Origin of the sequence: Azospirillum tabaci (assembly GCF_014596085.1) — a bacterium.
Taxonomy (GTDB): Bacteria; Pseudomonadota; Alphaproteobacteria; order Azospirillales; family Azospirillaceae; genus Azospirillum; species Azospirillum tabaci.
In genome coordinates this window covers 13952-24803 of record NZ_JACCJY010000006.1, presented here as the reverse complement: position 1 = coordinate 24803, position 10852 = coordinate 13952, and the positions used below count along the sequence as shown (strand labels likewise).

11 protein-coding genes are annotated in these 10852 nt (G+C 68.0%); 6 read left to right on the top strand and 5 right to left on the bottom strand.

What is annotated here, in order from left to right; genetic code table 11:
• Positions 1 to 33: 33 nt before the first annotated feature.
• From H0B54_RS09540 to H0B54_RS09530, 3 genes are all read left to right on the top strand, one after another.
• Positions 34 to 399, top strand: a complete 366-nt coding sequence (locus H0B54_RS09540) for a response regulator (RefSeq protein ID WP_188260097.1) — start codon at positions 34 to 36, stop codon at positions 397 to 399.
• A gap of 138 nt (positions 400 to 537) precedes the next feature.
• Positions 538 to 1638, top strand: coding sequence for a protein-glutamate methylesterase/protein-glutamine glutaminase (locus H0B54_RS09535; protein WP_188260234.1), 1101 nt, complete (start codon positions 538 to 540; stop codon positions 1636 to 1638).
• Positions 1635 to 2480, top strand: a complete 846-nt coding sequence (locus H0B54_RS09530) for a CheR family methyltransferase (protein WP_188260096.1) — start codon at positions 1635 to 1637, stop codon at positions 2478 to 2480. The genes H0B54_RS09535 and H0B54_RS09530 overlap by 4 nt, the downstream gene beginning before the upstream one ends.
• 31 nt (positions 2481 to 2511) lie before the next feature.
• Here H0B54_RS09530 and gcvA read toward each other — a convergent pair whose 3' ends face one another.
• On the bottom strand, positions 2512 to 3417 hold the full coding sequence (gcvA, locus tag H0B54_RS09525; RefSeq protein ID WP_188260095.1) for a transcriptional regulator GcvA: 906 nt from the start codon (positions 3415 to 3417) through the stop codon (positions 2512 to 2514).
• 134 nt (positions 3418 to 3551) lie between these two features.
• Here gcvA and H0B54_RS09520 point away from each other — a divergent pair, with 134 nt between their 5' ends.
• Positions 3552 to 3791, top strand: coding sequence for a DUF1127 domain-containing protein (locus tag H0B54_RS09520; RefSeq protein ID WP_246472430.1), 240 nt, complete (start codon positions 3552 to 3554; stop codon positions 3789 to 3791).
• Positions 3792 to 3861: 70 nt separating this feature from the next.
• On the opposite strand, the gene ctrA is transcribed toward H0B54_RS09520, so the two are convergent.
• Positions 3862 to 4593: a response regulator transcription factor CtrA gene (gene ctrA, locus H0B54_RS09515; RefSeq protein WP_014198317.1), complete on the bottom strand. Its 732-nt coding sequence runs from the start codon at positions 4591 to 4593 to the stop codon at positions 3862 to 3864.
• Positions 4594 to 4871: 278 nt separating this feature from the next.
• Here ctrA and fliI point away from each other — a divergent pair, with 278 nt between their 5' ends.
• Complete coding sequence (fliI, locus tag H0B54_RS09510; RefSeq protein WP_014198319.1) at positions 4872 to 6218, top strand: flagellar protein export ATPase FliI; 1347 nt, start codon at positions 4872 to 4874, stop codon at positions 6216 to 6218.
• Positions 6215 to 6652 (top strand): flagellar export protein FliJ, encoded by a 438-nt coding sequence (locus H0B54_RS09505; RefSeq protein ID WP_014198320.1) that lies wholly within the window; start codon positions 6215 to 6217, stop codon positions 6650 to 6652. Before fliI ends, H0B54_RS09505 begins: the two co-directional genes overlap by 4 nt.
• A 13-nt stretch (positions 6653 to 6665) precedes the next feature.
• Here H0B54_RS09505 and H0B54_RS09500 read toward each other — a convergent pair whose 3' ends face one another.
• From H0B54_RS09500 to H0B54_RS09490, 3 genes are all read right to left on the bottom strand, one after another.
• Positions 6666 to 8291: a sensor domain-containing diguanylate cyclase gene (locus H0B54_RS09500; RefSeq protein WP_188260093.1), complete on the bottom strand. Its 1626-nt coding sequence runs from the start codon at positions 8289 to 8291 to the stop codon at positions 6666 to 6668.
• Positions 8292 to 8417: 126 nt separating this feature from the next.
• A complete protein-coding gene (locus H0B54_RS09495) occupies positions 8418 to 8780 on the bottom strand; it encodes a hypothetical protein (RefSeq protein ID WP_188260092.1) in 363 nt (120 codons plus the stop codon).
• A 14-nt stretch (positions 8781 to 8794) separates the two neighbouring features.
• Positions 8795 to 10846, bottom strand: a complete 2052-nt coding sequence (locus tag H0B54_RS09490; RefSeq protein WP_211109284.1) for a hypothetical protein — start codon at positions 10844 to 10846, stop codon at positions 8795 to 8797.
• Positions 10847 to 10852 lie beyond the last annotated feature (6 nt).

Sequence of the window (10852 nt, the reverse complement as noted above, 5' to 3'; positions counted from 1 at the left end):
GGTGTGCAAAGCGAAGCCTGAGGCCTGTTCACCATGAAAGTTTGCCTGGTCGTCGATGACAGCCGCGTGGTCCGCAAGGTCGCGCGGAAGATCCTGGAAGAGCTGCACTTCGCCTGCACCGAGGCGGAGGACGGCAAGCAGGCCATGGAGGCCTGCGCGCATAAGATGCCGGACGCCATCCTGCTGGACTGGAACATGCCGGTGATGACCGGGATCGAGTTCCTGCGCCGTCTGCGCAAGATGAGCGGCGGGGACGTTCCCAAGGTCGTGTTCTGCACGACGGAGAACGACCTCGCCCACATCCAGGAGGCGCTGTCCGCCGGGGCGAACGAGTACATCATGAAGCCGTTCGACAGCGACATCATCCAGACCAAGTTCCAGCAGGTCGGGCTGCTGTGACGGGCGGGACCACCGCACCGCGCACCGCTCCGACCCTGAAAGGCTGATTGCGTTATGTCCGATCGTTTCGGCAGACCTCCTCCCCCCGCACCGGCGGGGCATCCGACCGGTGCGGCCGGCGGCGACCCTGTCCGGGTGATGGTGGTCGACGATTCCGCCGTGATCCGTGGCCTTCTGACCCGCGCGCTGGAGGGCGATTCCGATATCCGCGTGGTGGCGTCGGTCGGCGACGGCCAGATGGCGGTCAACGCCCTGCAGCGCAACTCGCTCGACGTCATCGTCCTCGACATCGAGATGCCGGTGATGGACGGGTTGACCGCCATCCCGAAGCTGCTGGCGGTGGCGCCGCAGGTGAAGATCATCATGGCCTCGACCCTGACGCTGCGCGGGGCCGACATCTCCATGCGCTGCCTGTCCGCGGGGGCGGCCGACTACATCCCCAAGCCGACCTCCACCCGCGAGATCGGCGGGGCGGACGCCTTCAAGCGCGAGCTGGTGTCGAAGGTCAAGGCGCTGGGCGCCGCCGCGCGGCGGGCCGGATCCCGCACCCGCGGCGAGCTGCGCCCGCTGACCCCGGTGCCCGCCGCCTTCCTGAAGCGCGAGCCGCCGCCGGTCACGCTCCGCCCGGCCCCTGCCGTCGGTTCCGTCGGTCAGGTCAAGCCGGACGTGATCGCCATCGGCAGCTCCACGGGCGGCCCGCAGGCGCTGTTCGAGGTGCTGGCCCATCTGAAGACCGGCGTCACCCAGCCGATCCTGATCACCCAGCACATGCCGGCGACCTTCACCACCATCCTGGCCGAGCACATCACCCGTCAGTGCGGGTTGAACGCCCAGGAGGCGAAGGACGGCGAGCCCGTCGTGTCGGGGCGCTGCTACATCGCGCCGGGCGACTTCCACATGCTGGTGACCCAGCGCGGCGGCGCCAACGTGATTTCGTTGACCAAGGACCCGCCCGAGAATTTCTGCCGTCCTGCGGTGGACCCGATGATGCGGTCCATCCTCCGCGCCTTCGGCGGACGCAAGGTCCTGGCCTGCATCCTGACCGGCATGGGGCAGGACGGGCTGAAAGGCTGCACCGAAGTGGTGAACGCCGGCGGCACCCTGATCGCGCAGGACGAGGCGTCCAGCGTCGTGTGGGGCATGCCGGGCGCCGTCGCCCAGGCGGGCATCTGCTCCGCGGTGCTGCCGCTCAAGGAAATCGGTCCGTACATCCGCAAGTTCGCATCGAGGGCAGCATGAGAGTCGAAGATTTCGACATGTTCTCCACGCTGCTCAAGCAGCGTTCCGGTCTGGTCCTGACCCGGGACAAGGCCTACCTGCTCGAATCCCGGCTCATGCCGGTGGCGCGCAAGTGGAACATGAAGGGGCTGGAGGATCTGGCCTCCACCGTGCGGACGCGCAAGGACGAAGCGCTGCTGCGCGATATCACGGAAGCGATGACGACCAACGAGTCGTCCTTCTTCCGCGACCAGAAGCCCTTCGACCAGTTTAAGCAGATCGTCCTGCCGAGGCTGCTGGAGGCGCGGTCCGCGAAGCGGTCGATCCGCATCTGGTCGGCGGCCTGCTCCTCCGGGCAGGAGGCCTACTCGCTGGCCATGTTGCTGAACGAGGACTCGGCGAAGCTGGCCGGCTGGCGGATCGAGATCGTCGGCACCGACATCTCCGCGGAGATGGTGGAGCGGTCCAAGTCAGGCATCTACACCCAGTTCGAGGTGCAGCGCGGCCTGCCGATCCAAATGCTGGTGAAGCATTTCAAGCAGCAGGGCGACAAGTGGCAGATCAGCCAGCAGCTTCGCCAGATGGTCTCGTTCCGCGAGTTCAACCTGCTGGGCGACCTGTCCGGCCTGGGGCAGTTCGACATCGTGTTCTGCCGCAACGTGCTGATCTATTTCGACCAGCCGACCAAGACCAAGGTGCTGGAGGCGATCGCCCGCCAGATGCCGCAGGACGGCGTGCTCTACCTCGGCGGTGCGGAGACCGTGCTGGGCATCACCGACCGCTTCAAGCCGGTGGACGGGCAGCGCGGGCTCTACAGCCTGGGTGGCTTCCAGGTGCCGAGCGGGCTCAAGGCGGCCGTGTGATTGAAGACGGCGTGATTCAAAATGGTGTGACTTAAGGCGGTGTGAGGGTGAGGCGGTCGGCGGCGCCTTCCTCCATGATCCAACGGCGGAAAGCGGTGATCTTGGGCCGGTCGGCGGTCACCTCCGGGCAGACGAGGTAGTAACCGAAGTCTCCCGGCAGGGCGAGGTCGAACAGCCGGGTCAGCCGCCCGCTCGCCAGCTCCTCCAACACCAGGGTGCCCCGCGCCATGGCGATGCCCTGGCCGTTTTCGGCCGCTTCGATGGCGATGCCGATCTCGTCGAAGACCATTTCGGAGCTTGGCTTCAGGTCGCCGAGCCCGGCCATGGCCAGCCATGTCGCCCAATAGCTGTGGCCGGTCTCCTCGACCAGGACATGATGGCGCAGGTCGGCGGGCTGCCGCAGCGGCGTCGGCCCCTGCAGCAGGGCCGGGCTGCAGACGGGAAACACTGCGTCGTCGAGAAAGCGATCGGCCCGCAACCCCTCCCACACCCCAAGGCCATGGCGAAGCCCGATGTCGATGTCGGCTTCGCGCTCGAAATCGATCTCATGCTGGCTGACGCTGATGCGCAGATGGATTTCCGGATGGCGGGCGCGGAAGCGGCCGATGCGGCTCATCAGCCAGCGGCTGGCGAAGGAGGGCGAAACGCTCATCGTCAGCACGCCGGAGCGCTCATGCTCCATCACCCGCTCCAGGCCGGTGGCCAGCCGCGCGAAGGCGTCGCGCACGCTGGGCAGCAGGAGTTGGCCGGCGTCGGTCAAAACCAGCGCCTGATTCAGCCGGCGGAACAGCCGGATGCCCAGCCGATCCTCCAGCGTGCGGATCTGGTGGCTGATCGCGCTCTGGGTGACGTTCAGCTCTTCCGCCGCCCGTGTGAAGCTGAGATGGCGCGCCGCCGCTTCGAAGGCGCGCAGGCCGTTGAGGGGTGGGATCTGCATGGGTCCGCATCCGCCGGATTGTTGCCCGGCCGCATGAAATTCTCTCATGCAGGTTAGAGAAAGCATCCTTTGCGGACAAGCCGCTTCCGGGTGCATTCATGGGGAACGGAAATCTTCAAGCGGAGTGTCGGATCATGAGCAGGAGAGCGCTGGGCGCCGTTTCCGCAGACCGGGGCATGGTGTCCCGCGGACAGGCTGGTGACGGCGGCGCGCGGCGGTTTGTGAAGCGGGCGTTCGGGGAGGTGCTGGAGATGGTCGAGCGCCACCGGCAGCGCCGCTCCCTGGCGGCGCTGGATGACCATCTGCTGCGCGATGTCGGGTTGAGCCGCAAGGAAGCCCGCCGCGAAGCCGATAAGGCGTTCTGGCAGGAATGACCACGAATGGCGGCGGGCCTGAGCCCGCCGCTTGCCGATGTGAAAAATGAGTGCGATGGGCGGTCGGCGATCAGCCGGCCGCCTGGGCCTGCTGGTGCGGGACGCGCGGGATCGGGGACGCGTCCTCGTGCGGGTCGCGCAGCACATAGCCGCGGCCCCACACCGTCTCGATGTAGTTGTCGCCCTGGGTCGCCGCGGCCAGCTTCTTGCGCAGCTTGCAGACGAAGACGTCGATGATCTTCAACTCCGGCTCATCCATGCCGCCATAGAGATGGTTCAGGAACATCTCCTTGGTCAGGGTCGTGCCCTTGCGCAGCGACAGCAGCTCCAGGATGCCGTATTCCTTGCCCGTCAGGTGAAGCGGCTGGTTGTCCACCTCCACCGTGCGGGTGTCCAGATTCACGGTCAGGCGGCCGGTGCGGATGATGCTGTCCGAATGGCCCTTGGAGCGGCGGACGATGGCCTGGATGCGGGCGATCAGCTCGCGCTTGTCGAAGGGCTTGGTCAGATAGTCGTCGGCGCCGAAGCCCAGACCCTTGATCTTGTGGTCAAGCTCCGACAGGCCGGAAAGAATGAGGATCGGCGTGGTCACACGGGCGGCGCGCAGGCGGCGCAGCACCTCGTAGCCGTCGATGTCCGGCAGCATCAGATCGAGGATGATGATGTCGTAATCGTACAGCTTGCCGATTTCGAGCCCATCCTCACCGAGGTCGGTAGAGTCGACGATGTAGCCTTCCGACTGGAGCATCAGTTCGATGCTCTTGGCCGTGGAGGAATCGTCTTCGACCAGCAGAACCCTCATGGCGATATCCCGATGTTAGATGGCGCGTTTCTGGCTTCCGATGCGGCGATGCTTTCCCGCAGTTCTTTAACCGATTCCCTTAACAGATCCGCTCGTCTGTTTACACAGGTTAACAGACGATTCAGCTTAACGCCAGAGGCATAGCACTTCATTTAACGTTAATGTTTTTGGACGAGCATGACGGGGGCGGCATGGCGGCGGACTCCAAGCCCACCGTGAATTGCGCCGCCCGCGCCCGGCTCTCCTGTCCCACTCCCGCTCGCGAACCCCGCAAGACCGTGCCCGCCGACGTCGCCCGCATCCTTCAGGAAATCGAGTCCGTCTCCGGCTGCAGCCGGTTCGGGCGGGTGACCGCCGTGCTCGGCCTGCTGGTCGAGGTCGGGGGGATCGAGAAGGAGCTGTCGGTGGGCGGCCGTTGCATCGTGGAATCCCGCGATGGTCGGCAGGTCCCCTGCGAGGTGGTGGGCTTCCGCCAGGGCCGCGCTCTGCTGATGCCCTTCGGCTCCATCGACGGGGTGGGGCTGGGCTGCCGCGCGCTGGTCTCGGACAGCCAGCCCATGGTCTTTCCGACGGAGGCGTGGCTCGGCCGCGTCATCAACGCGCTCGGCGAGCCGGTGGACGGCAAGGGGCCGCTGCCCAAGGGGACGCACGGCGTTCCCATCCGCAACAACCCGCCGCCCGCCCATTCCCGCGCCCGCGTGGGCGAGAAGCTGGACCTGGGCATCCGCGCCATCAACGCCTTCCTCACCTGCTGCCGCGGCCAGCGCATGGGCATCTTCGCCGGCTCCGGCGTCGGCAAGTCGTCGGTGATGTCGATGCTCGCCCGCTTCTCCGGCGCGGAGGTGGCGGTGATCGGGCTGATCGGCGAACGCGGGCGCGAGCTTCAGGAGTTCATCACCGAGGATCTCGGGGAGGAGGGGTTGGCGCGCAGCGTCGTGGTCTGCGCCACCTCCGACGAGGCGCCGCTGATGCGCCGCCAAGCCGCCTACATGACTCTGGCCGTGGCGGAGGCCTTCCGCGACGCCGGCTGCAACGTGCTGTGCATGATGGACAGCGTGACCCGCTTCGCCATGGCCCAGCGCGAGATCGGCCTGTCCGCCGGCGAGCCGCCCACGACGAAGGGCTACCCCCCCACCGTCTTCGCCGAACTGCCGCGCCTGCTGGAGCGCGCCGGGCCGGGCCTGAGCGGGTCGGGCTCCATCACCGGACTGTTCACCGTGCTGGTCGAGGGCGACGACCACAACGAACCCATCGCCGACGCCGTGCGCGGCATCCTGGACGGCCACATCGTCCTGGAGCGCCAGATCGGCGAGCGCGGGCGCTACCCGGCCATCAACATCCTGCGCAGCGTGTCGCGCACCATGCCCGGCTGCAACTCTCCCATGGAGAACGAGCTGGTGAACCACGCGCGGCGGCTGATGTCGTCCTACGACAACATGGCGGAGATGATCCGCCTGGGCGCCTACCGCAAGGGCACCGACCCGCAGGTGGACGAGGCCATCCATTTCCAGCCGGCCTTGGAGGCGTTCCTGAAGCAGGGCAAGCGCGAGGCGACCGACCTCGACAACAGCTATGCCCAGCTTGCCGCCATCTTCGGCATTGAACAGTGGCCGCCGCAAGAATGAGCAGTCTGAAGACCATCATCCGCCTCCAGAAATGGAAGCTCGACGAGAAGCGCCGGGCGCTGGCGGAACTGCAGAATCTCGCCGACCGGCTCCAGGCCGAAATCGAGCGGCTGAAGGAGGAGATCGCGGCGGAGCGCGACACCGCCCGTGGCAACGTCGAATACGCCTTCACCTACAGCAACTACATCCAGGCGGCAATGGAGCGCGGCAAGCGGCTGACCCAGTCCATGGGGCAGGTGGAAGCCCAGATCGCTGTCGCCACCGACGAGATGGCCGAAGCCTTCCAGGAGCTGAAGCGCTACGAGCTGGCCGAGGAGGAGCGGCTGAAGCGCGAGAAGGAAAAGCTCAAGCGCAAGGAAGCCAACATGCTGGACGAAACCGCGCTGGTCGGCTTCCGCCGCCGCCAGCAGGAGGAGAGCGGCGTCGAATCCTGACGGGTCCGCTTGTTCAGATCGGTAAGGCGTCGGTGGCGGAAAGCTCCGAATAGGCGACGACGCGACCGCGGCCGGACCGTTTGGCGGCGTACAGCGCCTGATCGGCGTTCTGGAGCGCCAGGGCAAGATCCTCCGCGTCCGACGGCCAAAGCGCGATACCGATGCTGCACCCGATCTGGACATCGAGCCCGTCGGCGATGATCGGCGCGGATACGCTGTCGATGATCCGTCTGGCGACATCGCGGATGTAACGCTCCGGCTGGCCATCCGGCAGGGAGAGCAGCACCGCGAACTCGTCGCCGCCGAGGCGTGCGGCGAAATCCCCATGGCGGACGCAATGCGCCAGCCGGGTGCCGATCTGCTTCAACGCGGCATCGCCGGTGTGGTGTCCATGCTGGTCGTTGACCGGCTTGAAACCGTCGAGGTCGATGTAGAGGATGGCGATCGCGCTTTGATCTTCAGCCGGTTGCTCCTTGAGGCGCTCCACGTGAGCCTCGAAGAAGCGCCGATTGGCGAGCCCGGTCAGGCGATCCTCGAAGGCAATGGTGCTCAGCGTCCGCCCCATCGCCCGCATCGCGTGGGCGACTTGGCCGATTTCGGACGGATGGACCGGCACCGGGGTGCAGGGGGCGTAGGGATCGAAAAGGTCCGACGAGAGGAACGCCGCCGACGCCTTAAGGTCCCGCAGTCCGCGCAGGACCATCACCTCCATCAGCACCCACACCCCTCCGACGATGAGGAGCACCACGCCGGTCATGACGCCGGTTCCCAGCAGCAGGTTCCGGTCGGTCGCGGCCAGTATGTCGTCGCGCGCGACCGCGACGACAATTTTGGCGCCCGTTTCCTCCAGGGTCGAGAAACCGCTGATCCGGGGAATGCCGTCCAGACCGTCGTCTTCGATGATCCCGGCCTCCTCCTCCATGATTTTTCGAACCATCGGGTGATCGGCCATCGATCGCCCGACAATCCCCTGCGGGTCCGGCACGCGTGCGAGGATCGTCCCTTCGGAATCGAACAGCGATACGGTTCCACCGGACTCATGAGCGATTTCGACGGACAGTTCCGCAAGCCAGTTCAAGTCCACCCCGGCCAACAGGACGCGGATCACCGAACCATCGTCGCCGAGAATCGGCAGAGCCGCGACCACGCGGGGTTGCTTGCTGTTCTGCCCGATCAGGAAGTTGCTGACCGTGAAGCCGCGCGTCGCCAGAGCCTCGCGGAAATAATCTCGATCGGCCACGTTCATGGGCCGGCTCCTGTTGCTGCTGCACAACAGGTTGCCATCGGGGTTGAACACCCCAAAGCCGGTGCTCCAAGGATAAAGGTCGGTCGCCTGTTTCAACATCGTCGCGCAACGTCCGGGGCTCGCCTCCCGGATGTCGGGGACCAGGGTGAGAAGCTGGAGGACGCTGCGGGCCTGCTGAACGATCTGCGCCTGCTGCTGCGCCCCCCGGTCGGCCAGCAGGCGGGTGGCATCGCGCGCCCGCTCGATGTCCTGGTTGCGCTCTTGAAGCAGAAGGACGACGACCAGGCCCACCATCGGCAGAAGGGCGAGCAGGATGAAGGCTTCGAGGCGTGCGCGAAGCCCGACGCGCGCCCAGAGGGTTTGGGCGCGCCTAAATATTCGTGTACCTTTCAACGGACTCTTCCACGCACCGGCCGACCCGCTTTATTCTCATGCGGGTTGAGGAAATCAAGCGGCGAAAGCCGTGGATCGGCGCGGTGCAGCCATGCCGTCCGGACGATGTGGACGGGATCGGGGGGATCAGACGCGCCGCATCCGGGAGAACAGATGCGGGTTGTCCCAACCGGGCTGGCGGTCCTCGATGACCACACGTTGGGGAACGGGCAGGATCCGCTCCACCGTGATCTCCACCCAGCGGGGGATCAGCTCGTTGTTCAGATCGTCGAGCACGGCGATGGCCAGCGCTTCCGGTCCGGTGGCTCCCGCGGTGCCGGACAGGGCGCCGAGATAGGCGGCCACGCCGTCCGGCGTGGCAACGGCGCGGTCGGGGACGTAGCGCAGGGTCAGGCGGGTGCCGGGCGCCGGTTCCCCGTGCAGCTCCACCAGATAGTCATGGCGGGCGTCCGGGTTGGAAGCGGTGGTCAGAAACTCGCGGCGGTGCATGGCGTCCAGGCTCGTCAGGCGGTGTAGCTGCTTCCGCCGGCCCCGGTTCGGGTCAGCTTGACCCAGCATTTGGCGCCGGACTGGAAAGACAGGCCGCCGATGTAGCCCACGGCGCGGATGCTGTCCGCGAAAATCTGGATCAGGTCCAGGCGGATCTCCGGGGCCAGAGGGGTGTGGCTGCGCAGGATCAGGTCGAACCGGTTGGGCTGCACCAACCCGTCGAGCTGCATGGGGCCGAGGCGGCTGAGATCCAGGTCGAGCAGGAAGCGGCTCCCCTTGTCGCCGCCCTTTCGGCCCGCCTTGCCGTCCTCGTCGGAATGGATGGGGTGGATGTGCAGCTTGATGGGCAGCATCCCGTTGGCGTCCATCATCGGCAGGGTGTAGGGGCGCCAGTCGCCGGGCAGGGGATCGCCCGCCTGCTGCTGGAGGCTGCGGAACTCGCGCTCCAATTGGGACAGCAGGCTCCCCTGGCCGGATTTCTCCAGGGCGGAGGCGGCGTCCTCCCCCAGCCAGCCGCGGGCGTCGCCACCGCGGATCGCCGACAGGAAGAAGCTCAGCGCCGCACCCAGCTTGCGGTTCGGCTGCGGCATCACCGTGCCGATCAGCGCTTGCGCGGCGGAACGGTCCACTCCGGCCAGGGCGGTGAGGAGCTGGCGCATGGCGGGCCAGTCCCGTTCGCTCAGCGGCCCTGGGTCCGCGGTGAGCGGGGGCGGTGCGGTCTGGAACGCCTTGGCGGGGTCGGTCACGACGGCGGTGACGGCGCTGCCCTGCGGCAGGCTCGCCTGGACGTTCAGCGCCAGCATGCCCTGCGGCGTTGCGAGGATCGGCTGGCCCTGCGGCGTGCTGCCGGCCACCGTGCCCCTTAGGATTGGCGCGTCGGGCGTCTCCGGAGTTGCCGGGGAGGCGCTGGGGTCCATCGTGGGCGTCGCGGTCGGAACCGCGGTGGCGCGGGGCGGAGCAGGGGCCGTTTGGGACGCTGCCGGGGCCGGGGAGGCGGGCTGGGGCTGGGCGCCGTCCTTGCGGGGCGGGGCGCCGGCGTTCTGGCCGTCCGGCGGGGGGGATCCGTCGTCCGGCCGGGCCGCCTGCGGCTGGTCCGGCGGGTGGGTGACGGTCAGGATCTTGAGAGCGACGGTGCCGCCCTGGGTCAGGACCGGTTCCCCGGCTGGCTTCGATGAGGCCGGCTTCGGGGGAGAGACGGTTTCCGGGAGTTCCCCGCCGGGATGCGCCGCGTCACCGCCAAGTTCCACCGTGGCGTCGAGCATCGGCCTTCCGGGGAGCGGCGGCATCGTTCCCGGCGAGGCGGGGGCAGGGGGCGCCTGCGAAGGAACGGGTGCGGCGCTGGGCTGGCCGGTCTGTGTTGGTGCCGGGCTGGCGTCGCCGCCCGTGACGGGAAGGGAGGGTGGGATCGCCGGGGCGGCGTTGGGCTGGCCGGGCAGGGCCGGAGCCGCGCCGGGCGGGGCCGGGGGCCTCGGCGCTGCGGCGATGACCAGCGCGGGAACGATGGTGCCCGGCAGCAGCAGGGGAAGCGGCTGGCCCGCCGGTCCCACCATCGGCGTGGCGGGCGGTGGGGTGGGCAGGATCACCACCGGTGTCGCCGAGCCCTGGGGCTGCGCGGCGCCGGTTTGGCCGGGGAGGGCCGTCACCGGTCCGCCTGCCGTCGGCGCGGTCGGGACGGTGGTCGAAGGGGTGCTCTGGGTGCCCTGGGTCAGCACCAGCACCTTCGCCGCGAGGCTCTGGATGGGGGAGGCCGCGGCGGGATCGGTCGATGCGGTCTGCTCCAAAAGCACCTGCGCCGGGGTGATCTGGAGCGTCACCGGCCTGTCGGCGGGCAGCGGCGTCGGGGTTTGCACAAGCACCTCGCCGGCCTGGGTGCGCACGCGGGCCAGACCCTCCGGCGTGGTGCCGACGACGGTGCCGGTCAGCACCACCGGGCGAGCGATGTCCTGCAAGCGCTCCGGCAGGGCCTTGACCGTGCCCTCGGCGACCGCCACCGGCGCGGGCGCGGGGGTGGCCGCCGCCGGGGCGGCGGGCGTTCCGGCGACCGGGGGTGGAAGGGCGCCTCCCATCCCGGC